General features: G+C 46.8%; 19 protein-coding genes. 2 read left to right on the top strand and 17 right to left on the bottom strand.

All coding sequences use genetic code 11. The features are described 5' to 3' along the window. Nucleotides 1-300 precede the first annotated feature (300 nt). The 6 genes from QUB30_RS06590 to QUB30_RS06565 all read right to left on the bottom strand — a co-directional run bounded on the left by QUB30_RS06590 (nucleotide 301) and on the right by QUB30_RS06565 (nucleotide 7494). Nucleotides 301-1569 (bottom strand): WcaI family glycosyltransferase, encoded by a 1269-nt coding sequence (locus tag QUB30_RS06590; RefSeq protein ID WP_333330831.1) that lies wholly within the window; start codon nucleotides 1567-1569, stop codon nucleotides 301-303. Between the two features lie 164 nt (nucleotides 1570-1733). Further along, nucleotides 1734-2171 carry an ATP-binding protein gene (locus QUB30_RS06585; protein WP_333241818.1) on the bottom strand — a complete coding sequence of 146 codons (438 nt, stop codon included), beginning with the start codon at nucleotides 2169-2171 and terminating at the stop codon, nucleotides 1734-1736. Continuing rightward, nucleotides 2168-2491, bottom strand: coding sequence for a hypothetical protein (locus tag QUB30_RS06580; RefSeq protein WP_333330828.1), 324 nt, complete (start codon nucleotides 2489-2491; stop codon nucleotides 2168-2170). Before QUB30_RS06580 ends, QUB30_RS06585 begins: the two co-directional genes overlap by 4 nt. Nucleotides 2492-2713: 222 nt before the next feature. Beyond that, entirely contained in the window at nucleotides 2714-3712 is a 999-nt protein-coding gene (locus QUB30_RS06575; RefSeq protein WP_333330824.1) for a sugar transferase, read from the bottom strand. Nucleotides 3713-4085: 373 nt separating this feature from the next. Further along, complete coding sequence (locus QUB30_RS06570; RefSeq protein WP_333241813.1) at nucleotides 4086-4754, bottom strand: DUF3318 domain-containing protein; 669 nt, start codon at nucleotides 4752-4754, stop codon at nucleotides 4086-4088. A gap of 1684 nt (nucleotides 4755-6438) precedes the next feature. Continuing rightward, nucleotides 6439-7494: a hypothetical protein gene (locus tag QUB30_RS06565; protein WP_333330821.1), complete on the bottom strand. Its 1056-nt coding sequence runs from the start codon at nucleotides 7492-7494 to the stop codon at nucleotides 6439-6441. A 16-nt stretch (nucleotides 7495-7510) separates the two neighbouring features. Here QUB30_RS06565 and QUB30_RS06560 point away from each other — a divergent pair, with 16 nt between their 5' ends. Continuing rightward, a complete protein-coding gene (locus QUB30_RS06560; protein ID WP_333330817.1) occupies nucleotides 7511-7768 on the top strand; it encodes a hypothetical protein in 258 nt (85 codons plus the stop codon). 145 nt (nucleotides 7769-7913) lie between these two features. On the opposite strand, the gene QUB30_RS06555 is transcribed toward QUB30_RS06560, so the two are convergent. The 6 genes from QUB30_RS06555 to QUB30_RS06530 form a co-directional block, all read right to left on the bottom strand. Further along, complete coding sequence (locus QUB30_RS06555; RefSeq protein ID WP_333330814.1) at nucleotides 7914-8282, bottom strand: type II toxin-antitoxin system HicB family antitoxin; 369 nt, start codon at nucleotides 8280-8282, stop codon at nucleotides 7914-7916. After that, the gene (locus QUB30_RS06550; RefSeq protein ID WP_333330810.1) at nucleotides 8254-8523 is read right to left on the bottom strand and encodes a type II toxin-antitoxin system HicA family toxin; all 270 of its coding nucleotides are present in this window, start codon (nucleotides 8521-8523) and stop codon (nucleotides 8254-8256) included. Before QUB30_RS06550 ends, QUB30_RS06555 begins: the two co-directional genes overlap by 29 nt. An 84-nt stretch (nucleotides 8524-8607) precedes the next feature. Then, nucleotides 8608-10017, bottom strand: a complete 1410-nt coding sequence (locus QUB30_RS06545; protein ID WP_333330807.1) for a ferredoxin:protochlorophyllide reductase (ATP-dependent) subunit N — start codon at nucleotides 10015-10017, stop codon at nucleotides 8608-8610. 476 nt (nucleotides 10018-10493) lie between these two features. Beyond that, nucleotides 10494-11972, bottom strand: a complete 1479-nt coding sequence (locus QUB30_RS06540; RefSeq protein ID WP_333330804.1) for a DUF5331 domain-containing protein — start codon at nucleotides 11970-11972, stop codon at nucleotides 10494-10496. A 34-nt stretch (nucleotides 11973-12006) separates the two neighbouring features. After that, nucleotides 12007-12873 carry a ferredoxin:protochlorophyllide reductase (ATP-dependent) iron-sulfur ATP-binding protein gene (bchL, locus tag QUB30_RS06535; protein ID WP_333237439.1) on the bottom strand — a complete coding sequence of 289 codons (867 nt, stop codon included), beginning with the start codon at nucleotides 12871-12873 and terminating at the stop codon, nucleotides 12007-12009. 658 nt (nucleotides 12874-13531) lie between these two features. Beyond that, nucleotides 13532-15715 carry a CBS domain-containing protein gene (locus tag QUB30_RS06530; RefSeq protein WP_333330800.1) on the bottom strand — a complete coding sequence of 728 codons (2184 nt, stop codon included), beginning with the start codon at nucleotides 15713-15715 and terminating at the stop codon, nucleotides 13532-13534. Nucleotides 15716-15865: 150 nt separating this feature from the next. Between QUB30_RS06530 and QUB30_RS06525 the strand changes: the two genes are divergently transcribed. Further along, entirely contained in the window at nucleotides 15866-18421 is a 2556-nt protein-coding gene (locus QUB30_RS06525; protein WP_445300469.1) for a PhoD-like phosphatase, read from the top strand. A 47-nt stretch (nucleotides 18422-18468) separates the two neighbouring features. On the opposite strand, the gene QUB30_RS06520 is transcribed toward QUB30_RS06525, so the two are convergent. From QUB30_RS06520 to QUB30_RS06500, 5 genes are all read right to left on the bottom strand, one after another. Further along, the gene (locus tag QUB30_RS06520) at nucleotides 18469-18816 is read right to left on the bottom strand and encodes a type II toxin-antitoxin system PemK/MazF family toxin (RefSeq protein ID WP_333157691.1); all 348 of its coding nucleotides are present in this window, start codon (nucleotides 18814-18816) and stop codon (nucleotides 18469-18471) included. Next, nucleotides 18813-19043, bottom strand: coding sequence for a hypothetical protein (locus tag QUB30_RS06515; protein ID WP_333309948.1), 231 nt, complete (start codon nucleotides 19041-19043; stop codon nucleotides 18813-18815). The genes QUB30_RS06520 and QUB30_RS06515 overlap by 4 nt, the downstream gene beginning before the upstream one ends. A gap of 17 nt (nucleotides 19044-19060) precedes the next feature. Further along, nucleotides 19061-19186 carry a hypothetical protein gene (locus tag QUB30_RS06510; RefSeq protein WP_333330794.1) on the bottom strand — a complete coding sequence of 42 codons (126 nt, stop codon included), beginning with the start codon at nucleotides 19184-19186 and terminating at the stop codon, nucleotides 19061-19063. A gap of 209 nt (nucleotides 19187-19395) precedes the next feature. Beyond that, a complete protein-coding gene (locus tag QUB30_RS06505; RefSeq protein ID WP_333330791.1) occupies nucleotides 19396-21600 on the bottom strand; it encodes a hypothetical protein in 2205 nt (734 codons plus the stop codon). After that, complete coding sequence (locus QUB30_RS06500; protein ID WP_333330787.1) at nucleotides 21593-23644, bottom strand: ATP-binding protein; 2052 nt, start codon at nucleotides 23642-23644, stop codon at nucleotides 21593-21595. Before QUB30_RS06500 ends, QUB30_RS06505 begins: the two co-directional genes overlap by 8 nt. Between the last annotated feature and the right edge of the window lie 97 nt (nucleotides 23645-23741).

The following is a 23741-nucleotide window of genomic DNA, read 5'->3' as shown; positions in this document are numbered from 1 at the left end:
GTAATTTTGATTACCCTTTTGTTGATAAAATTAGGGGATGTTCGATAAAAAATTTAATCATAATTGCTGTTATTGGCAGTCAAAAATCTTTATTAATTTATTGCTGTTTTACTTTTAATTTGTGCAGTAATGTCTGTCTGGATGGTTCGGTAACAGTTCCGGTTCTGGTATATTGGGGAATTAAATCAATCGCTCCTCAGTATTTCATTTTTTTTGTTTATCTTAACGAGCGTTATTTCTGTACAGCTTGGAACATCTTTTGGCACTGTCACCACGAGCGGTTTCAATCGCTTATATTATTTATTTTGGCAGAGCTGCCAATATTTTCTGAGCATGGCTGGCTGCAACCGCCGCAAATAAACCTTCATAATGATTCAAAGCTTCCTCAAATCCGTAATTCTCAACAGCATAATTTCTGCCTTGCTCGCCCAACGCATCCACGAGAGCGGGATTTAAGTACAAATCCTCAACAGCCTCGGCCAAAGCCTGCGGATCTTCCGGCGCTACCACCACCCCGCCACCGCTTTGCTGCACTGCTTTCTGGGCCGTACCAGTTTCTGGAACCGAAGCCAAAATTGCCCGGCCGCTGGCGAGAATTACTTGAATTTTTGAAGGCATATTGAAGTTAGTAACGCGGCGCTTTTGTACTACTAAACTAACATCAGCAGCAGCTAACAATTCTGGCAATTTTTCTCGCGGTTCAAATGGTAGCAACATTACATTATTAGCTTTGTAAGTTTCGCAATCTTTTTGCAAGCGGGCGAGTGCTGTTGATTCCCCTACTATTACAAAAGCGATTTCCGGTATGTGCTTCAAACGAGCGGCTGCTTGGACAACTGTTTGCAAGCCTTGAGTGAGGGCAATATTGCCAGCATAGAGAACGACAAATTTGCCCTTGAGTTTGTGAGTTTCTCGAAATGAGTTATTTTCCTTGGGTAAGGGGCGAATGAAATTGACATCAACCCAATTGGGCACGCAAACTATTTTTTCCGGGGGTACTCCCTGAGAGTGCAATTTTTTGATAAAACCGCTGTCGATGACGCTGACTTGGCTGGCTGTGCAGTATGCCAATTTTTCCAAAGCGTCAGCAATGCGAACTAGCAGTCCGTTTTTTTTGACCAAGCCGACGCGCACGGCTGCTTCTGAGACGATATCCTGAACGTTGAGGACGATCGGGCAAGCGCGAATCCAGCCGTAAAAGGCGACTGGGACGCAAATCGGTAAAGGGGGCATGGTCGAGAAAATCACGTCGGGACGCCAGCCTCTGAAGGCTTGGACGGCGCTGGAGACGACAAAACTGCCGTCTAGCACAAGTCGGTCTAGGAGGCTGGGGTGGGGGCCGTTGACACGCAGATAGCTGCGCTGAATTGTGACGCCGTTGTGTTCTTCGGTGAGGTACAATTTGCCCTCATATTGCGGATAAATCCGGCGCTGCGGATAGTTGGGCATTCCTGTGACGACTCGGACTTGGTGGCCGCGCTTGACTAGGCCTTGCGCTAGTTCTGTCATCAGGGGGGCAATGCCGATCGGCTCTGGATAGTAGTTATAGGAATAAATTAAAATACGCATAATATTTATTTTGAAGCAAATTGTCCTGCCGCCGCGTGCCTCGAGCCTGCACCCGCAGAATTGCACAGGATGTGCTTGGGTTCCTGGTAGCACAACAGGGGGCGGCGCTGTGACCTTCCACGGGAGCGAAACAAACCGCCCTGGCTCGGGCGGGTCTCGCGCCATCAGGTAAGGTTTTTGCGCATTACCAGGCAGTTGCGGCGATCGTCGGTACGGATATACCGAAGGTCGTCTGTGAGCTTGTACATGAACACCAGTCCCCTTTCTCCTTCTCTGTCCAAGGGATCGCGCTGCTCTTGCATGATCGAGTGCAGCTTTGCTTCGAGGTTGAACGGTTGACCCCTGTCCCAAATCCTAATTTCTAAGTAATCGGCAAACACTTTTACCTCAATGTCGATCGGCGTCGCGGGGGGCAAGTTCTGGTGAGCGTGGCGGACAGCGTTTGTAAAGCCTTCGTTGATTATCAGCCGACACTGCCACCAGAAATCCGCTGGCAGCAGCGGCAAAACGATATTCTCCAACCATTCCAAAACGGATGTTAAAGCCTTCAGGTCAGTTTCAACCTGAAGGTGCGACTCGGCCTTTGGTTGCTTGTCTTTCATCTTTCTTCCCCCTGGTCGGTTCCCACCCCCGCTGTACTCAGCGCAGGTGGGAGAGGAAAAGGAGGGCAAGGTCTTGGCAACATATTAGTTAAGTCAAGCTTGAGTTGAAGAAGCCCGTTTTGCCTCAAGGTGAGCATTCCTTTCGCACCATTTACTCGCACAGGAAATGAGAGACTTCCGATACTGTAAACCGCCTCGGTAGGGCGTATAAATAGGGAAAATTCCAGAGTCAGCTTGCGAGGATTGGTTTGAGCTTCGACCGCGTTAGCAGTCGGTACTTTTCTAAACCCACCTGAGTTAGGGTCGTCCTCAAAAACCATGCTGGGATTATTCGAGTACGACCTCGAACTCGCAAATTGCTAATTAATGCTCTGATTGCAGAGCTGGCAACTAGCTACGCATTTTCTTCGGTGTGAATTTTAACACTTAATCCTAGCGTAGGTATCGCTACCGATCGCCTGCTTGAGTAAGTATCGAGTTCGAGTTCCCGCTACCCGTCGGCAACAGGACCTGAAAGTTGAGCGGTGGGTTTTTGACCGTTCCTACACAGCGCCGCTATTTTTGTTAAACAGGACTGTTACGGTTTTAACAATTAGTTTCAAGTCATACATCAGGCTCCAGTTTTGTTGGTATTTTAAATCTAAACGGATGACATCTTCAAAATCGCGGACTTGAGAGCGACCGTTGACTTGCCATTCCCCGGTCATCCCGGGTTTGACATCCAAACGCTGCCACTGAGGGACTTCGTAGCGCTCCACTTCGTCTGGGGTAGGCGGTCTAGTCCCGACTAGACTCATTTCGCCTTTAAGCACGTTCCAAAACTGCGGCAGTTCGTCGAGACTGGTTTTGCGCAAGATGCGCCCGACTTTGGTAATCCGCGGGTCGTTGTCATTTTTGAAAAATGCGCCAGAAGCTTGGTTTTTGATTTGGGCTTTCATTGCTTCGGCGTTGGTACACATCGAGCGAAATTTCCAAATCCGAAATTGTTTGCCCATCCAGCCACAGCGGGTTTGACCGAAAAATATCGGGCCTGGATCGTTGATAGTGATAGCTGCAGCTATGGGTACAAGCAAAATTCCTGTAATCACCAAACCGACTATTGCCCCAACGATGTCTATCAGCCGCTTCACCCACGATTGCACTGAGGGGTGGGTCATCGGTAGCTGATTGTCCGAGGGGTTGGTCTCTGTGGGAGTTGAGGTTGCAGAGGGCTGCTCGATCGTCAGCACTTGATCTAGACTGGTGAGAGCAAATACTGCCATCACCTGCGGCTTAAGGCTGCGGAGCACTAAGTCGCTATCCCGCTGTTTGGCAAATTTCAGATTGCTAACTAAAGCACCGATCCCGCTACTGTCGATGAATGTCGTCTGACTGAAGTCTAGGACAATCTTGCTGGGAACGGTGCTTCCAGAGAAAAGTTGCTGGCAGGTTGTCTTGAAGTTTACGGCTTCAAGTACGCTCAAGCGCACGGGTATGTGAACTGAGGGAATCTCGTCCAAGTACGTAACCCGAAAATCTGCCTCTGGGGTTTGACTGACCATGAAGTCCTAGTTTCAAATTTCAAGCTGATGTCTTTAGCCTATTCTGTCCTAGCAGCTCCACCTTAGGCTAGCTTTATACAAACTTTACAAAAACGCCTTAAAACTCGCCCGCCGCGCGTGATATCACAGCCAAAGATAGACTTGAGTCTACCAGTCAAAGTTTTGGTCCAAAGATTTTTGAACGCAATCGCTGCCAAACTTTGACATCGGAATCAAGATTTTTGGGGATTCAGGCCGATTAATCTGGTCGTTAATAATTTTCGTGCCTGTCGTGCAGGGGATAGCGACCGCAGTTAACAGCTAACAGTTAATAGGAAAGTCAAAAGTTAACTGTTAACTGGAAAACCCCCGTACCAAGCGTCGGGGGATAAGATTAGGAATTGTAGACGTTTTCTGACTGGGAGGTTTCGCGGGTGATGGGTTTGACTTTGGCTTTGGCTTTGGCTGCGTTGCGTTTCAGCGCCTGGAGACGAGCTTCGTATTTAGCCCGCTGCTGTTTTTTGGAGGTTTGCTCGATTAAAGTTTTTAAGGCGCTGCCGAGGCTTTTGTAGGCGTTTGGGAGTGTGTAGCCGAAGCGGGTGGCGAGGGCGAGGGCTTTTTCGTCTGCGTCTACTGCTTCTTTTAAACTTTTCTCTCCGTTATTTTTTTGGTAAAGTCTCCAGCCGGAGACGCCGCAGAGGGAGAGGGCCAGTATCAGCAGCAAGCCGTCTTGCACCCAAAGTTCGCCGACGGCACCGCCCATGCCAATGGCGAGGGCTGCCATTTCCCAACCGTCTCTGGGGATGGTGTCGTTTTGGATTCTGGCAACTTCGTGCCAAAACAGGAGGTTACGCTGATCCATTGCTAGCTGTTCCCAGCGGATCAGGTCTATTTGGATTTCTACCTGGTCTTTGCCTATTTCTTCGCTGCGGATCAGGGTGGGATTAACTTCTATTGTTTTTTCTACTGTTACCCAACTTTGGAGTTCTGGGGGCAGTATATTTTTCAAGCGCCGGATCTCACTCATCTCGGCTCTTGCTGTAGAGGTTGCATAGGATGTCATAGCTCCGGCCTATTGATTTTCCAAAGGTTAATATGTGTCTATTTCTGGAGTATAGCAAACCTTGAATCCAAATACAGTCTAGCAACGGGGGTCGATCGACCAATACTTGCAAATTTACTTGATTTTACTCGAAGAGGGCGATCGCAACTGCCGACTCGATCATTTCCTTTGGAGTATTTGATCGACGGTTGGATTTGCCGCAATTTCGACCAAACAGACAAAACTTCCGGCTTAGAAGTTATGCCATTTTGAACTCCCACCCCTCCGTCCAATACTTCAGAAATTTTCTAATAACCGTGCCGCCGAGCTTCGCCTGTAAAACTCACTACCCTCTAACTCTACTTCGGTTTATGAGAGCTTTTACATTGTTCTACTGCAACTGCCAAAAGTCCAGCAATCCATAATCGACATCAACATTTTTTCCCTCTTCCTCTCGAAACTCCATCACTTCTAAACGGATAATTTTCGGGGAGTTCGACGGTCGATAAACTATAGCAAATCTCCATCATTTGTGTACAACCATCATATTTTTTTAGGATTTAAGAGGATTGAAAAAAATAAAATTAAATCCAAGTTGCAATAGTTTCTTAACCATGCTAAAATTTTGACAGCTATCGTAAAAACCTCTAAGATGTTTTTACCTTGTAGCCCAATAGTTTATACATAATTTTCTGCTGATTCATAATGGCTAAATAAACAACAAGTTATTGACCATTCCGACTGTAATTTACCCTCGTTTTTCCTGAGCGATTAATAGCTGCTGCATTTTTTGATTTCTCTGCTACCTAGCACCATCCCAGATTAACAACATTTTTTTAGGTGGATTTTTTTAAGTTATTCAATAAATTTTACGGTATTTTCTATATTTCCCGCTTTACATAGCTTCACAATAAATTATGGACTCACTAGATTTAATGCACCTCCGGTAAGTTTTTTGATCTCGTTGATTATCCAGATTGACTCCCGATCTTTTATTGACGCTAGCCCCATAAGTAGTTACAAATACCATTACCTTGGAACTGACACTCATCTAAGCCATGCACTAGCAGTTATCCTACTGCTAGTGCATGGCTTATACTTGGATAATAGTTTTTGGGAAAAATAGCATTTTTTATGAATAACTTATCGTTGTTTTATCGATGATTTTTATACCTTGGCTTTCTGGCAGGTTAATTAACCGCTTTCAAGATTCGATACTAACTTGACCCGCATTTAAATATTAAATAATAATTTAACCTCAAAAATCTTTCTAGTTCTCAGCTATTTTGGTTTTGGGGTTGAGATAGGGACTGGATGCGTTGCGGAAAGCTGTTTGGCCGTTTAATAGCTTTTTGAACCTTGATATTTTAACTTTAATTACACGATTACAGGCTAAGTATTTTATGTTATTTTGTGCAATACAACTTCTTGAAACTTCTAATCTTGTTTCCATTTATTTATCGATAACTAAATTATTTTAATCCGATTTAAATAGTTTGAACAATCTTCCATTAGATGATGATATTTGTTATAGTAATAAAAGCGTGCAACTCTTCTAGGTATTCCTCTATCCTATCTTTTTTGGGGCGTTGCTGATTAACGGTATGAACCTACTTTTTTCGGAAGTTACAACAAAATTAACCATACTTGGCTTATGGCAATTGTGAAATATTCAATTATACCTGTATTAAGCAACGCCAAATGATTAAAGTGACTTGAGAAGACCGCTTTCTAACTGATAAATTGCTGCCATGATTCCGCTTTCAGGATTTTTTAGAAGAGCTTTTTTGACATCTTTCAAGTATTCTACAATGTGTTCCCGCAAAATCGGTCTTTCTACTTTGACTGTGTGATTGTAATCCCACAAATCCCAAATGATAATCCCGATGCCGACAATAGGGTCGATTAAACTTACTCCCAATTGACTAGCCACTGTACCGCCTGTTTTTGTGGCTACCTTGGCGGCAGCTTTGCTGGCAACTTTTGCGGTAACTTTGCTGCCAACTTTAGCTGCTACTCCCAAAATTAAGGGTTTAGCAATTAAGTAGCCGCTGCCGCCAACTAATACTTTTAATGATAGATTCGAGACGTTTCCTTTGTCGCTAATGGTGGTGGCAATATCGTTCAGGTATTTGTCCCACTGTACTTGCGGTATGTTATAATTGTTTTGAACTACTTTCACATTCTTGCTAACTTCTGATATATACAAGTTAGCAGTATCTTGAGTGATTAATTGAAATCGCAGTTGAGCGTTTTTGGGTACCAGCACTCGGTTAGCAAATTCTCTTTGAAAGTCTTCGGTTAATTTTTCGGAAACAGCTTGAGAAGCTGCTGTCATATCAAATCTGTTGAGGACGGCAGATTTCACGAAATTGAAAGGTACGGTAAACTCCATCTTTTTTTGATTGAAGTAATCGAAATACCAATCGAGGAAACTGTTGTCAACCCGCGCGATTACTTCTGTTTCCCATTTGTCCAACTCTTTAGATGCGAAAGTTTCGGCAGTTATATGGGATTGTTGGATGGCGTTTTTAACGTCTTGATTCACTTTGCTAAAATCGTGCGGCGGCGAGACTACAACTGCTGTGGTTCCGGTATTTGTTAGTGACTGGGAAATTAGAAAGTTACCGCATAGGGGAATGATGACTACTAAAATTACGATCGTCCAAATCATCGGTGTCACAGTTTTGATAAACTGACCGATAACTCTGAGACGTTCTGTTTTCTCTGAATAGCTAATTTCTTCCTTGTCTTGACTCATGGCGGTTTCTCAACTGATGAGAGTTGGGCTAGTTTCGATTATAGGCGATCGTACCTGCGATCGTGTTACGGGCGCGTGGCCTGAGATTCTGGAAAGGTTGGGGAAAAGTCCGCGCGAGGGAGGCTACCCCAAAGGGAATCGCCAGTTTTTAATTCTTGACTGCATAGAAATTAAAGTGGTACTATTTTTGAATATATCTCAAGCTGTTAATATGACCTTAGATCCTTATTGTAAATTGATTGAAAAGTACGATCGCACTCTTCATCCGCGTTAATCTGCGTTAATCTGCCTGCATCAGCGGTTCATAAAAAAATAAAAGAGCGTGAAGCGAAGCTATCCCGTTCGCGAAGCGTTCCCGAAGGGTAGGGAATCGCCCTTTAACCCTCCCTCAAACTCGATCGTCCTTATCTGATTATCTTTTAACCTGCTTTACTTAACACAACCAGAATGTACTGGTCAAGACTAACTCCTTCCCTTTCCGCTTTTTCTGCTAAACTCAAATGTAGAGATTTAGGAATCTGTAAAGATAGACTTCCGCTATACTCAACCTCCGTTGCAGGTAAAGGAATCTCATGTCGGCACTCATAAGCAGTCTCTATCCACAATTCCCTAGCTTCCTCAATGTTCTCCATTGCTTCTGACAAAGTTTCTCCTACAGACATACAACCTGGAAGGTCTTTGATGAGGACTGTATAGCCTCCTTCTGGATCTGGGTAAAAACTTATAGCATATCTCAGGCTCAAGTAATACTCTAAAGATTTATTCTTCACTTCTATTTTCTGATTCATTGCTCCATTCCTCCAGTTTTAATAGCGCAACAATTTGCTTTACATATATTCCTTTTACCTTTTGACCGCCTTTTTTAGGAACTGTAATATTTAATCCATCAGCATTGACAAAAGAATGGTGACTTCCTTTCGATCGCTTTTCTTCAAATCCAAAAGCTTTGAGAAGATAGCACACATCGTCAAAGCGCACTTCTGGTGGATTTGCTAAAAATTGTTCTACCAGTTTCCCTAACTTGCCCATGAAGTTTTACAGATGCTTGTACTATTCTAATAAAAAAGGGCGGGCCTTGCCCACCCTCGCTAGGAGTCAGGTGAAATTCACAAATTAAACTTTCGCTTCATTCTTCACCAAATTACCCCAACCCAAATCCTTCAGCGAATTATTCCGGCGCAGCGGACGAGTCACCAACTCCAAAATATCCCGCGCATTACCAAAGCCGTGAATCTGAGCAAAAGTAAACTCAACAGACCACTTAGTATTAATTCCCCGCGCTTCCAAAGGATTAGCGTGAGCCATACCAGTAATCACCAAATCAATATTCTGCTCGTAAATCCGCTGAAGCTGATTGTAATTGTCCGGTTTCTCCACAATCCGAGGAGTAGGAACTCCCATCTCGTGACAAGTCTTTTCTAACAAAGCCAATTCTGCCGCCTGATAGCGCTTGTCCATGTAAGGAATGCCGATTTCCGGGCAAGTCATGCCACAGCGAATCAAGAAACGTGCTAAAGAAATCTCTAGCAAATTGTCGCCCATAAAGAAGACAGATTTGCCGCGAATTATTTGCAGGTAATCTTCCAAACCCGCCCAAATTTGCGCTTCCCGTTCGTCCAAACCTTTTGGTTCAATTCCCAACACTGAGCAAATCTTTTCAATCCAAGCGCGAGTTCCGTCAGGGCCGATCGGGAATGGCGCACCAATTAGCTTACACTTGCGGCGGCGCATCAACGTAGAAGCAGTACGCGACAAGAAGGGATTCATGCCCGATACATAATAACCTTCTTCCAAGACTGGCAATTCAGTGTAGCGCTTGGAAGGAAGCCAACCGGAAACTTTGATTCCTTGTTTCTTCAATTCTAAGGTTAGCTGAGTGACAACCGGATCGGGCAAAGAACCGAAAAGTACCAGCGGTGTGTGCTTGACATATTCGGATTCATCTGCTGCAACTTCCTCTTTTTTCTTGCCGAAATTCAGCAGTTGAGAGATAGCATTGCGTTCTTGCTTCTGAGATTCCATCACGGGCGCTTTCTCAGGACATTTAGCAGCCATCGCTGCTAAAACGGTATCTTCCCCTTGAGTAAAAGCGTAATCCAAGCCGTTAGCGCGAGCAGTGACGATGGGAATGCCAATTTCGGCTTCCAGCTTGGGCGCTAACCCTTCCAAGTCCATTTTGATGATTTCGGTGGTGCAAGTGCCGATCCAGACAATTACACTGGGGTTACGATCGCGCTTAATTTGCAAGCACAGCCGCTTCAACTCCTCATAATCGTTTAACTGAGCGGAAATATCGCCCTCTTCCAACTCAGCCATCGCATACCTAGGCTCAGCAAAAATCATCACGCCCATTGCATTTTGCAAGAAATAGCCGCAAGTTTTAGTACCGATAACCAAGAAAAAGCTATCTTCAATTTTTTGATAAAGCCAAGCTACGCAGCTAATCGGACAAAAAGTGTGATAATTACCAGTTTCGCATTCAAAGTTTAAAGCTTCGGGTTCAGTAGTAGTAATAGCAGTCATATCTCAAATCTTCTCCCTTTAAATTGTTTTTCGTCTCGAACAGGACAGGCTCGCTAAGCGAGGAAATACCTGTATTTTGCGATCGCCTCGCTGCTCTCGCGGACGAGAGAAATAGGTTGTTTTTCCTCTCAAACGCGAACAGGCAAAGGAGCGAAAAAAAATCTGTTTTTTGCGTTCGCGCTTTCGCAGCGAACAATAATAGAAATACCTGATTTTGGGCTAATTCCTCTGAAAAATAGATGCAACAAGCTCAATATTTCCGCAGCCGCAGCATCCAAAATTTGAGCTGAAAAATTCTGCGCGAGGGCATATAATCCCTCACAGCAGGGATTTAGTTTTCTTCCACTCGCTCCGGCAAAAAGCCTTTTGGCAGTTGTGAGTTTGAGCTAATTAAAAATTAACAACTCGCAACTCACAACTCACAAATAGAGCGGGAAACTTCATCACTAGGAGAGACTCGGGCGATCGCAACAACCTTACTTAAAATCAGATAAAAAGCCGGAAATTTCTTCATCCTCATCGTCGGAATCCAAATCGCCGAGACCTAGAGCATCTAAATCATCTTCGTCAGGATCTCCGGTAGTTGCTTCCCCCAGATCGTCAAGTCCGAGATCGTCGAGGTCATCGTCATCCGATACAGAGAAATCGTCAATACCGTCTTCGTCCAAGTCGCCCAGATCCATATCTAGGTCATCTGAGGTCGGTGCCCCAAACGGATCGGGTATTTCTTCGGCGACAAACTCTGCATCTTCTTCCCCAAACGGATCGGATATTCCCGATTCGAGATCCCCAGAGGTCAAAGTCCCAAATTGTGAGGCTTCTTCTTCGTCATCGTCGAGGTCGAGACCGTCCAAAGCCGAGGCTTCTTCTTCCTCGTCATCGCCGAAGCCGAGACCGCCCAAAGCCGAGGCTTCTTCTTCGTCATCGTCGAGGTCGAGACCGCCCAAAGCCAAGGCTTCTTCTTCCTCGTCATCACCCATATCAAAGTCAGATATGGCGTCTTCCTCGTCGTCGCCGAGACCGAAGTCAGATACGGCGTCTTCCTCATCGTCGCCGAGACCGAAGTCAGATACGGCGTCTTCCTCATCGTCTTCGAGACCGAAGTCAGATACGGCGTCTTCCTCATCGTCTTCGAGATTGAGACCGTCCAAAGCCGAGGCTTCTTCTTCGTCATCGTCGATGTCGAAGTCGGAGACAGCTTCTTCCTCGTCATCGCCTAGGTCGAAGTCGGAGACAACTTCTTCCTCGTCATCGCCCAGGTCGAAGTCGGAGTCAGCTTCTTCCTCAAACTCATCAAAGGATTCCTCCTCGGAGCTCAGTGCTGACGCTGCTGCTGCCAGACCGGCGGATCCGGCGACTCCGGCGACTACTCCGGCTGCTGCTAAGGCCGCACCGCCCAATTTATTAGATTTGGCATCACCGGGTGCAGCTTGCTCGATACCTGCTGCGGGTGCAGCTTGCTCGATACCTGCTGCGGGTGCAGTAGTTGCGGTTTGAGCGGCTGCGGGTGCAGTAGTTGCAGTTTGAGCGGCTGCGGGTGCAGCAGTTGCAGTTTGAGCGGCTGCGGGTGCAGCAGTTGCAGTTTGAGTGGCTGCGGGGGGTGCTGTGGCTGCCGCTGGCGGTGCTGCGGTTGTGGGAGATTGGCCGGCCGTCTGTGGCGCGATATTTGAGGGCATACCCAGCGCCAGGTCGGGGTCAAAATTTAGCCCCAACACTTCGATCAGGCTGTCTGCATCCGGCTTGAGTTTTGAGAAGGGCAGCATTAATTGCTGGAGTTCCGGCTCCAGGGCAGCCGCAATTCCCAGGATGAGGTAAGAAACAGGCCTTTTCCCGCCGTCGGGTGTGGCGACCGTGTTGTCAGCCGTCATGTGCAGGAGCAGCCAAGCCCGATTTACCTGGTAGTAGTCCAACCACTTCTGTTTGAGAGCAACTGAAAAAGTATCAAAAAAAGCCATAACCTCTTTATCCTCATCCTGATCGCTAGACCTATTAAACCATCATCAGGTCTAGCTCATCTTCCTCCTTCTTGACCACAGGTTGAACTGGATTTAGATAAAAATCTGAAAGCAACGAGAATAATTCGCGATCCGGCAAGTCGTTGGGCACTACTCCTTCGGGTCTTGCCAAAATCTGGTCGGCGATATTGAGGTAGTAATCGCAGACGTAGTTTAGGGAAGAATCGGTCTCGGCCATTTCAAACAAAGTTTTGCCTTTGACACGAGAAACGCGGATGTCTTCAATCAGGGGCAGCACTTCGAGCACTGGCATGGGTACGGAGTCTACGTACTTGTCGATCAAGTCGTGCTTTGAGGTGCGGTTGCCAATTAAACCGGCGAGCCGCAACGGGTGAGTGCGGGCTTTTTCGCGGACTGAGGCGGCGATGCGGTTGGCTGCAAATAAAGCGTCGAAGCCGTTGTCGGTAACAATCATGCAGTAGTCGGCGTAGTTCAATGGGGCTGCAAAACCGCCACACACTACGTCGCCGAGCACGTCGAACAGGATGATGTCGTATTCCTCGAAGGCATTGAGTTCTTTGAGCAGTTTGACGGTTTCGCCTACTACGTAGCCGCCGCAGCCAGCTCCTGCGGGAGGACCTCCTGCTTCTACGCAGTCAACGCCGCCGTAGCCTTTGTAGATGACATCTTCGGGCCAAACGTCTTCGTAGTGATAGTCCTTTTGCTGAAGGGTGTCAATAATTGTGGGGATCAAGAAGCCAGTGAGGGTAAATGTGCTGTCGTGCTTTGGATCGCAACCGATTTGCAAAACTTTCTTGCCGCGCTTGGCTAGGGCAACGGAGATGTTGCAGCTTGTTGTCGATTTGCCAATTCCACCTTTTCCGTAAACTGCGAGTTTCACTCTTTGTTCTCCTATAGGTTTCTATCAAAACGATCGGGGCTGGGGTTTCACGCTTTTTTTCGATCGCCCAACTGCACCCAACTGCAATAGCCCAATTGCAGTCCCCGACTGCAATGCCATTCCTGTGAATTTGGGAGTCGGCGCAACTTAGCTCGTTGAAAGCATTATTAGCTAACTTGCGAGGAAAAGAAAGGGGGCGACCAAATGAAAATGCTAGTAAATTTGTGTATTTTCCATCTTTGGGGATATTAGCTTTTTTTTTGACCTATCAATCTATTTTTATAATGTTTTTAGATTTTTAATTGTTTTTAGAATACTTTCTTAATATAAAGAGGTACAAAAATAAAACAAAAATTAACTTCTCAAACAATCTCGGCTTTTGGCTTTGGGGCTAGGATGCAGGCAGTTGATGGCTTGTGCGGGTAACTTGAAGGGGCACAAAGGGCCTGGTGGATGAGGCAAACTCCAAGTGAGTTGGGCTGATTTGGGTCTGGGGAGGGCAAAGTTATAGGATTTGAGATTTGAGATGTGAGATTTAAGATGGGGAAAGATTGATTTTGCTGGGGTTTCTGGTGTTTTGTAAAAAATTGTGAATATTTAGGAATTGGCGGCGAGTGGGAGATGGGGTGATGGGGAGATTATGATTTCTGCCGCATGACTAATGACTGCTGACTGCTGACTCGTGACAACTGACTATCGGAATCTCGATCGCAAACTCAGTACCCCTTCCAGCTTGCGAAACGCAGTCGAGCCGCCCCCCGTGCTGTTCCACAACTAAGTGGTAGGAAATAGACAGTCCCAACCCCGTACCCTTGCCGACGGGTTTGGTAGTAAAAAACGGATCGAATAATTGGCGGCGAATCTCCTCCGGTATGCCCCGCCCGTTGTCGGAAATGCGGATCGCCACAAAATCACCGCCAACAACTTCAGTGCGAATTGTAATAGTGGGAAGAGTCAATGGAGAAGTAGAATTTAACGGCGGTGAATTTTTCGCATTTCTCCTAGCCCATTGCCCGTTCTGGATTTCTTCATCCAAAGCATCAATAGCATTGCCAAGAATATTCATAAACACCTGATTGATCTGACCGCCGCAGCACTGGATCTGAGGCAAATTGCCGTATTCTTTAATAATGTTAATAGATGGATGTCCGCCGTGAGCTTTGAGCCGGTGCTGCAAAATCAACAAAGTGCTTTCGAGTCCCTCGTGAATGTCAACGAGCTTGATGTTAGATTGATCCGATCGCGAAAAATTGCGCATCGACAAAACTATTTGGCGTATGCGCTCGGTTCCTACTTGCATAGAAGACAGGATCTTAGATAAGTCTTCCACCAAAAAATCGATTTCCATCTCTGTTGCTGCTTCCCGAATTTCCGAGACTGGTTCGGGATAGTGCTGCTGGTAAAGTTCCACGAGTTGAAGTAATTCTTTGATGTAGTGGCTGGCGTGGGAAAGGTTGCCGTAGATAAAATTAACAGGATTGTTAATTTCGTGAGCGATACCGGCAATCATTTGTCCCAAAGAAGACATTTTTTCAGTTTGCACAAGTTGAGTTTGAGTTTGCTGCAACTTTCGCACAGTTTCCTCTAATTGCTGCGCTTGATTTTTCAAGCAAGTTTGCTTTCGGCGCAGCACTTCTTCGACTCGCTGGCGCTTGATAATATCCCGTCTCAACAATTCATTTGATTCTAAAAGTTGAGCGGTGCGTTCTTCAACTTGTTTTTTTAAGTCGTCATGAGCTTGGCGCAGGGCTTCTTGGGCCCGCTGCCGCTCTAAAATTTCTTGCTGCAAAAGTTCGTTGGCTTTCTGCAATTGGGAGGCTCGATCGTCAACTGCTTGTTGCAAAAGCTCGATCGTCCCGTACATTTCTGATTGATTAAAAACTTGCGGCAAACTTGTCACGGAGACAACGCCCAAAAGTTCTCCGTGACTGCCAACTACTACCAAACGGCGGACACAGTGCCGCTGCATCGACTGATGGGCACTCCAGAGGGAATCGGCGGGAGATATGCAAAATAAAGGCGCACTCATTACCCTTGCTGCCGGGATTTCCGAGAGGTTTAATTCGAGGGCGTGAAACTGCACAATATCCCGCTCGGTGACAATGCCGATCGGAATTTGGTAATTTTCTATTGGTGCGATCGCCCGCTGTGGATGCTGAGTTCGCTCTTCGACAATGACGACGCAACTAACTCGATACTTGACCATGAGTTCGGCTAAATCGAGGGCTGAGGCAATTTTTGGGGCCGAAATGACATCTTTAGTCATGACATCTGCTGCACAGCGCAAATTGGTTAGCAAGTTAACCGGTTGCAGGGCTTCGTGAATGGCTTCGCGGGTGATGATGCCGAGAAGCCGCGAGTCTTCGTCCACTACGGGCAAATGCCGAATCTGATGCTGGCGCAACGTGAATATAGCTGTGAAAATATCTTGAGACTCGGATTGTTTGAGGGTAATGGGCGATCGAGTCATTACGTCAGCAATTGTCAGTCCTACCGCACAAGCTGCTACGGTAGTTAGCTTGACGATATCTCGTTCTGTAAAAATGCCGATGGGCCGATTATCTTCCACAACTAACACGCAACTGCGCTTGGCCGGACTCGGAAGAGCGTGTGGTTTTTCGCCATAAAGCAGACAGGAGACACGCATCGGGTTCATCAAAGCCAACACTTGGGCGATCGGGGTTTCTGGAGCCACGGTGAGGGGGTGGCGGTCGATCGCCCGATCTAAAGGTGACGAGTAGAGCGGCGGACTGTTGGGCCGCCCGGCGGGTTCTGATGTTTTAATTGCTGGCGGCTGCGGGGCTGAATCTAGGAACTGCTGTAATTTTTCTTCTTGTAGCATGGTTGATTATTAATTTTAGTTAATGAATTGTTACAATTTTGCAGACTGGGGTTGGCAGACTTAGCATTAATTAAGCGGATTACAGATGCTCGATCGCCTGAAATTTCATTGCTAGAAAACCCCTGATTGAATTTTTATTTTTTAAATCCTATGTCGTGGACGCCATTAAGTCATCGAATTCATCATTTGCCGCTCATCCTTGCGGGCCCGATTTTGCGCCGGACTGAAAGTCGGGCCGTGACAGTTTGGCTGGCTCTGAAAGCACCCCGCCAAGTCGAACTCAAGGTTTATTCGACAGAGGGCGGAACCGGCGAAATTGTCGGGGTGCCGTTACTCCAAGGTGCGAGCTCTACCGTGCAGCTCGGCAAATACCTGCACGTAGTGGCGGTGACTGCTAAACAGATCGACAGCAATGTCTTGACATCCGGGCAAATTTATGCTTACGACATTGAGTTTGCTGGGGGCCGCGAGTCGCCGTCGGTTGGAGTCCCAGAAAATGAGAAAGAAAATCTCATTTCTTGCCTGTGGCCGGCATCCCTTGATTTGTCGGCTTTGGGCCCGGAGACGATCAGTTATTTCGCTCACCAGTTGCCGACTTTTGCCCTGCCGCCGAAAGATTTAAACTATTTGCGTATCGTTCACGGTTCTTGTCGCAAGCCCCACGGAGACGGCAGAGATGCCCTGCCAATTTTGGATAATTCGATCGAACAGTTTGCAAGAACGGCCAATAGCAGACCCCACCAACTGTTTTTAACGGGCGACCAAATTTACGGCGACGACGTTGCCGATGCGATGCTGTGGGCCCTGACTGATGCTGGCGATACCCTGTTGGGCTGGGAAGAGAGTCTACCCCTGATGGATGATGCCCAAATTAAAAAGAATTTGTGTATCAGTATACCTAAAAATGCGGAAAACGAAAATGCAGTTGGTCATGAGAGGGAAATTTTTAGAGAGTCACCTATTGAGAAACCCTCTGATGCTAAGTATGAGTCCAAAAAACCAATTGAGTTACAGCCGGGGACTCGCAGCGATATTGCCAGAGATTTTGGCGGCTTTACGGCGATGTTGGTGAATAAACCCAAAAATGCTAAAAGTCACTTGTTTAGCTTGGGCGAATATTGCGCGATGTATTTGTTAGTTTGGTCGCCGGTACTTTGGTGCGAGCGTTTTCCGAAGGGTAAGGATATTTGCCCAAATTCTAAGCAGGCCAAAGTCTGGGATAGAGAAGTTGTTGAACTTGACGGTTTTGCTCGCAATTTGTGGAGGGTGAGGAGGGCGCTAGCGAATATTCCTAGTTATATGATTTGCGACGACCATGATGTTAGCGACGATTTGTATTTGAATCGAGAGTGGTGTTACCGGGTGCTGGGGAAGCCGCTGGGCCGCCGCGTGGTGCAGAATGCTTTGGTGGCTTACGCTGTGTTTCAGGCTTGGGGAAATACGCCCGCACAGTTCGATCGCGAAAAACCGGGTGATAAATTATTAAAAGCTGCTGAAAAATGGTCGGATTCGGCGGGGACTGATGTTTCTGCTTGGGAGGAGGCGGCTTCGTATTTGGGAATTCCAGGACTCGACCCGAAAACTCATTTGCCTAAGTTGAAATTAGATGAAGATGTTTTTATTTTGGATCGGGAGGGCGAGGGTGTAAGTGAGGTTTTGAATTGGCATTTTACTGTAAGAAGTTTTAAGCACGAGGTGATTGTGCTGGATACGCGGAATTGGCGGGGATATCCGTTAAAAAGCGCGATCGATCCGCCGATGCTTTTGACTCACAAAGGTTTTGAGGAGCAAATTCAGAAACCTTTGAAGGAGACTGAGTTGCTGAATAAAACTGGGGAGTTTGAGATTGAGGCGACGTTGGTAGTGGTGCCGACAAATTTGGTGGGTTTGTGGATTATTGATGCGGTGCAAAAGCGGGATGTCGAACAGGGAAAAGTTTTTAATAGCGATGCGGGGGATGCTTGGAATTTTCACGAGTTGGCTTTTGTGAAGCTGTTGTCGGAGTTTTTTAAGCAGCGCGATCGGGTGATTGTGTTGACGGGGGATATTCACTATGCTGCTGCTGTGCGGCTGAGTTATTGGTCTGATTGTCATTTTGGCGATTCTCGGCCGAATATTGAGCCTTTGAATATGGCCAATTATCAATCAAATTGTCACTATTCTGTGTTGGCGCAGTTGACTGCTAGTGCTTTTATCAATGAGGAGTGGAAAACGCATTTAATTCATACTAAGATTAAGTCGCTGCTTCCTGAGCGATCGCACGAATGTTTGGGATGGAATGAGCCGCTGGAATTAATGAAAATTCCCAGGAGTGGCAACAAGAAAGCTCTGGCGGCTGCTGTCAGGAACAGACAATCTCTGCCTGATTGGGGGTATCGGATTGACTGGATTAAACGGCAAAGAGCTCGGGTGTTTTTGCTGCTAGAAAAGGGAACTGCGTCAGATAGATCGCATAAAAATAAACAATTGCCATTCCTGCGTAGGTTGTGGAATTTTATATCGCTGTTGTGGCGCAATCGCTGGCTGCAAGAGGGTAATGAGATTGTGGGATATAGCAATATTGCGATCGTCAGTTTTCAGTGGCCGGAGGATAGTGATGGGGAGAAGGCGGTGATCCAAAATATTTATTGGCGGCCGCTTTGGGAGCCGGATAGTGTGGTTTACAGTCAGTATTTTGTGCCGCTGGGATTGGATGAGGATGGTTAGATTCCCGGCGGTTTCAATCGCCGTTTCAATCGCGGAGGATTTCTTTTTTAAGGCAAGTAACCCAAGGTAAATAATATGATATTTTCTAATTGTACCAGTATCTCTGGATTGACTTCACCAATTTTATTTCGCAATCTTGTTTTATCCAAAACTCGCAGTTGATGGCACAATGCAACAGAATCTTGAGTCAATCCTCCCTCGCCGCCGGGAATCAAAACACAGGAAGGAAGAGAGGCACGACGCAGATTAGTTGTGAGAGGAATACTGATAACAGTAGTTGTGTACCTCGAAATTGTATCGTTTTGAAAAATAATTGTGGGACGCACGCCTGCTTGTTCGGAACCTTGTGTGGGATCGAGGTTGGCAATCCAGATTTCACCTCGTCTGATTGTCATGCCAAATCCTCATGTTTGAGGAGTTCTGAATATTCGCTGATTCCGAGTTCCGCAAGTTGTCGGTCTTCTTCGGCAAATTCGCTGTAGAGTGCAGCTAAGTTAGTTTCATCGATCGCAGGAATAGTCACTAATCTGGCACGGAATTTCAGGAAGCTAATAAATTCAAATACTTGTTGGAGTTGTTCTCGATCGAACTTTTCTAATTCTTGTTGGATTAACTCTCTCATGACAGTAATTTTTGTTGTCAAGTTTTCTGTATTATAGCCGATCGCCCATCCACCAAAAATGCGATCGCCCCATCAACAAAAAACCCGATCGCCCGATCCACAAAAATCCGATCGCCCGATCGACAAAAAACCCGATCGCCCATCCACAAAAACTCCGGCGGTTGAAACCGCGTCTACACGAGACTTTACCCGCCTTCGCGGGTTGAAGATTTCACCCGATGATTTTCAATCTCCAAATACCCTCTTCGTCCGCGTAGGCGGACATCGTTTGTGTAGACGCGGTTTCCAACCGCCGGGATTTCAACCGCCGAGGATTTCAAATTAGATCGCCCAAATCGACCCAAAAATCCGATTATCGCCCGCCGCTAACTCCCTCCAATCGCAGGAAATGCACCCGGCCCAACGAATCGCCCGCTACAACTGTCACTCCATCCGGGGCGATCGTACAGCACTCAAACTCAACATCTCCGCTGAAGCTAGCAACCTCTTTGCCACTAAGCAAATCCCAGATTTTGAGGGTGTCCCGTGAAGACGAAATCGCTCGTTTGCCGTCGGGTGCGATCGCGACTGCATTTACGAAGCTAGTATGACCCATGAGAGTTCTGAGTTCCGTGCCGCTGTCGATGTCCCAGATTTTTATGGTGTTATCCCATGAACCGGAAATGGCTGTTTTGCCGTCGGGTGCGATCGCGACTGCACGTACCCAGCCAGTATGACCCGTGAGAGTTCTCAGTTCCCTGCCGCTGTCGATGTCCCAGATTTTCAGGGTTTTATCGTCTGAAGCTGAAATCGCTGTTTTTCCGTCTGGTGCGATCGCCACTGCACCTAGGGAGTCAGTATGGCCGGTGAGAGTTCTGAGTTCGGTTCCGCTGTCGATGTCCCAGATTTTCAGGGTTTTATCGTCTGAAGCTGAAATCGCTGTTTTGCCGTCTGGTGCTAATGCGACTGCACCTACCCGTTTATGATCCGTAAGAGTTTTGATTTCCCTCCAGCTAAGCATATGCCAGATTTTAAGGGTGTTATCTGATAAAGCGGAAATTGCAAGTTTGCCATCATTCGATATTGCGACTGCCCTTGCCCAATTAGTATCACCAATGAGAGTTCTCGTTCTCAATTTAGTCCCGTTGTCTGTGTCCCAGACTTTTATGGTGTTGTCTACTGAAGCTGAAATTGCTCGTTTGTTGTGTGCGATCGCGATTGCTAATACATGGCCAGTATGACCTGTGAAATTTCTTAATTCGCTACCGCTATCTAAGTCCCAGATTTTTAGGAAATTCATTGAAGCCGAAATCGCTGCCTTGCCGTCAGGTGCGATCGCGAGTGCCCTTACCTCATAAGCATGACCGGTGAGAGTTCTCAGTTCGATGCCACTGTAGATGTCCCAGATTTTTAGAGTTTTATCGGCTGAAGCGGAAATTACTCGCTTGCCGTCAGGTGCGATCGCGACTGCACGTATCCAGCCAGTATGACCCGTGAGAGTTCTCAGTTCAGTGTCACTATCAATGTCCCAGATTTTCAGGGTGTTATCGGCTGAAGCGAAAATCGCTGTTTTACCGTCGGGTGCGATCGCGATTGCTGATACCGGCTCAGTATGACCCGTGAGAGTTCTCAGTTCAGTGCCACTATCAATGTCCCAGATTTTCAGGGTTTTATCGTCTGAAGCTGAAATCGCGGTTTTGCCATCCGGTGCGATCGCGAGTTCTGATACCCTGTCAGTATGGCCGGTGAGAGTTTTCAGTTCCCTGCCACTCTCTGTGTCCCAGATTTTCAGGGTTTTGTCCCATGAACCAGAAATCGCTATTAGACCGTCCGGTGCGATCGCGACTGCATCTACCGAGTCAGTATGACCGGTGAGAGTTTTCAGTTCCCTGCCACTCTCTGTGTCCCAGATTTTCAGGGTTTTATCGTGTGAAGCCGAAATCGCTGTTTTACCGTCTGGTGCGATCACGACTCTCCTTACCCACCCAGTATGACCGGTGAGAGTTTTCAGTTCCCTGCCACTCTCTGTGTCCCAGATTTTTAGGCTTTTATCGAATGAAGCCGAAATCGCTATCTTGCCGTCTGGTGCGATCGCCACTGCTACTACCGAGTGAGTATGACCAGCAAGTGTCCGCAGTGCCCCTTCATTTGCCCTTTCCAGATTAGCCTTCAAAGGCCGTAACCAAAGACTATCTTTCCATTGCTTAGCCTGTTCCAACATCTCCTGAATCTCAGGCACTTCAAAATCCAGCAACCTCCCCAACAATTGCCCACCCAGTTGCGTTTTATCCTTCTCCAAAACGTGCGCCGACTTGCGAATTGCCCCTTGAATCAAATTCAGCGTTTCCGTTTGCCCCTCCGACAACAAAACATCAGAAACTCTCGCCAAATTGTAATCCTCAATTAACGCTTGAACCCCCACCGCATCCAACTTCGCCTCAATAAAATCAAAATCCGTCAACAACTGATGCAGCCGTTCCCCTTGAACACTCTCCGCCAAATGCCCCGGCAGAGTTTCCAAAGCATAAAGCCGCTTTTTCCCCGACAGTTTCCCCAACCGTTCTTTAAACTTACTCATCGCCGTACAAATCCTCCCACAAATTATCAGAAATCGCCGTTTCGATATCCCGCAGCGACACCCCAGCTTTCTGCACCACATCTATACGATGCAGAAATCTTTGGAAACTCGCGTGATAGATACTGTAATCGGGAGGACTATCACCGCTACGCCGCAGAAACTGTTCCCAATCATCGAGAACTTCCTGCACATCCAAAGCATCTTCCTCAGCAAAATCCGCCAAAATATCGCAGGAAACCGGCTTGCGAGTTTTGGTCAACAAATAAATCACCTTCAACTTCCGGCGGCGCAATTCTCTATCTCTAACCGCCATTTCCATCCGCGCCCAATGCTTCTCATAATATCCTTCCAACTCCCTCGGCAAATCTTGCAAAGTCACATCGCTGTACTTGCCGCTATCGATATCATTCAGCACATAGCGCAAGTACATAAAGTTATTCTGGCTTTTTTCCGCCACCGCCGCCACAAACTGTTCGCGCTGCAAATTTTGACGGCTAATCCAATTCTGAATTGACACACTGTTGCTGGTGCGTTTGTCAATATAAAGCTTGACATCCGCCAAACTTGCTGCACTGTACTGCAACTGCATTAAATCAAAAAGCTGATGATTTGGCAAAGGCAGAGTTTTGGGCTGCTTCGAGACAATAAAATAAACATTATCCGGCAAAACATCAGGCAAATAGAGGACATTGCTGCCACGCCCCTGATCGCTCATATCGACTTCATCGAGGGCATCCACAACAAAAACTAACTTTTTTCCGCCCAATTTAGGACTGACTTCCCCCAACAATCGACTGAGAAAGTTGCCATCTGTAGTCGCATTTTCTGGCAATTTTGGGTAATCCAGTTTAAAGGCTTGAATTAACTGAGTGCAGGCATTTTCCAGAAATTGCTTTGCCTTAACCGTGCCTTGAGATTGCGAGTTAAAATGGGCAACGCAGCGCCGCTTCATCAGCAGCACTAACTTCGCCATAATTGAAGTTTTCCCGACACCCGGATCTGCTTCTAAAACAAAATATCCTTTCGGCTTTTTCTGCAAGAATTCGATAATTGCTTCAAACACAAATCGGCGGCCAGTAAAGTCTTGAGTCCGGTCTTGAATAATCGTTTCGCACTCGTAGGGAAGCGGCAATTGAGGCGCGGAAGTATCAACAAATCGTTCCAGTGATGTTTTTATTTGCGCCAAATCGTCGCGGATGCCGATTTCTATGGCTGACAATTTCCCCATCACTTGACAAATCTGCTGCCCCGTCGCCACAGCCTCCAACTTTTGCAGAATTGCCCCATTTTGCAGCCCCAAATCTCTCAGTTCTGCCAAAGCAATTTGGTGCAGATTCAACAGCATCGCCGCAAACTTTTCTCCTCCCTTCGCCGCATCCTGTTTCAGCACTTCGCGGTACGCTTTCGGGAAAGTTGCGTACAGTTTGTCCGCGACAAATTCCACAATTTCCGCATCGAAGGATTTCCCCTCGCTGGCCGCGAATTCGTTGACGAAAGTTGCCCAATCTGCCGTTGTCAATCCGGTAACTCGCTCGAACTCCTCGGCATCCGCAGAAAAAATCTTGGTTAACTGGTCTTCGGAAATATTTAAACTCCTTGACAAATCGGCTGTATTCGTATTAATATCCAGCCAGTATTCAGGAGTTTTCTCAGCTAATTGACTGAGTGCTGTTTCAGGATAAGGCAATTTTTTGGTTTCGGCGATCGCAATTAAGCGATCGGACTTCGCAACCTCTCTCAAAATATAGCAGATCGCCTCACCAGCCGCCTTAATCAAATCGTGATTATCGAGAATCCTCGGATTTTTGCTCAACCGTTCGGTCATCCGATTTCCGAGGTCATTAGCCGCGATATTCCCCGCTATACCACTAGCAATCGCCGCTAAGATAGAAACTCCCCCAACTGCGATCGGACCGCCTATCATACCCGCTGCTGCTTGAGTTGCCGGATTGGCGATCGCATTTGAAATAACTTGTCCAATAGCCATCACCGCACTGCATCCAATTACCCTAGTTTTAAAATTAGCTAAGTCCATTAGCGGCATAAAATAAATCTTCCTCTTTTAAATAGTTGGTAGTAATTATATCTCGCCGGCTGCCGCTTAGTCCGTCGGGGGTTGAAATCCACATTATGCACCATTC

Source organism: Microcoleus sp. BROC3, assembly GCF_036702515.1.
In the GTDB taxonomy this organism is placed as follows: domain Bacteria; phylum Cyanobacteriota; class Cyanobacteriia; order Cyanobacteriales; family Microcoleaceae; genus Microcoleus.
This window is presented reverse-complemented; position numbering and strand designations above follow the sequence as displayed.

Coding starts and splice junctions, on each gene's coding strand:
- QUB30_RS06520 (WP_333157691.1), bottom strand. CDS start 18,816: ATGACAATCAGACGAGGTGAAATCTGGATTGCCAACCTCGATCCCACA.
- QUB30_RS06500 (WP_333330787.1), bottom strand. CDS start 23,644: ATGCCGCTAATGGACTTAGCTAATTTTAAAACTAGGGTAATTGGATGC.
- QUB30_RS06555 (WP_333330814.1), bottom strand. CDS start 8,282: ATGAATCAGAAAATAGAAGTGAAGAATAAATCTTTAGAGTATTACTTG.
- QUB30_RS06560 (WP_333330817.1), top strand. CDS start 7,511: ATGAGAGTTGGGCTAGTTTCGATTATAGGCGATCGTACCTGCGATCGT.
- QUB30_RS06545 (WP_333330807.1), bottom strand. CDS start 10,017: ATGACTGCTATTACTACTACTGAACCCGAAGCTTTAAACTTTGAATGC.
- QUB30_RS06505 (WP_333330791.1), bottom strand. CDS start 21,600: ATGAGTAAGTTTAAAGAACGGTTGGGGAAACTGTCGGGGAAAAAGCGG.
- QUB30_RS06585 (WP_333241818.1), bottom strand. CDS start 2,171: ATGAAAGACAAGCAACCAAAGGCCGAGTCGCACCTTCAGGTTGAAACT.
- QUB30_RS06540 (WP_333330804.1), bottom strand. CDS start 11,972: ATGGCTTTTTTTGATACTTTTTCAGTTGCTCTCAAACAGAAGTGGTTG.
- QUB30_RS06580 (WP_333330828.1), bottom strand. CDS start 2,491: ATGGTTTTTGAGGACGACCCTAACTCAGGTGGGTTTAGAAAAGTACCG.
- QUB30_RS06575 (WP_333330824.1), bottom strand. CDS start 3,712: ATGGTCAGTCAAACCCCAGAGGCAGATTTTCGGGTTACGTACTTGGAC.
- QUB30_RS06590 (WP_333330831.1), bottom strand. CDS start 1,569: ATGCGTATTTTAATTTATTCCTATAACTACTATCCAGAGCCGATCGGC.
- QUB30_RS06530 (WP_333330800.1), bottom strand. CDS start 15,715: ATGCTACAAGAAGAAAAATTACAGCAGTTCCTAGATTCAGCCCCGCAG.
- QUB30_RS06565 (WP_333330821.1), bottom strand. CDS start 7,494: ATGAGTCAAGACAAGGAAGAAATTAGCTATTCAGAGAAAACAGAACGT.
- QUB30_RS06510 (WP_333330794.1), bottom strand. CDS start 19,186: ATGGGCGATCGGGTTTTTTGTCGATCGGGCGATCGGATTTTTGTGGAT.
- QUB30_RS06550 (WP_333330810.1), bottom strand. CDS start 8,523: ATGGGCAAGTTAGGGAAACTGGTAGAACAATTTTTAGCAAATCCACCA.
- QUB30_RS06525 (WP_445300469.1), top strand. CDS start 15,866: ATGTCGTGGACGCCATTAAGTCATCGAATTCATCATTTGCCGCTCATC.
- QUB30_RS06515 (WP_333309948.1), bottom strand. CDS start 19,043: ATGAGAGAGTTAATCCAACAAGAATTAGAAAAGTTCGATCGAGAACAA.
- QUB30_RS06570 (WP_333241813.1), bottom strand. CDS start 4,754: ATGACATCCTATGCAACCTCTACAGCAAGAGCCGAGATGAGTGAGATC.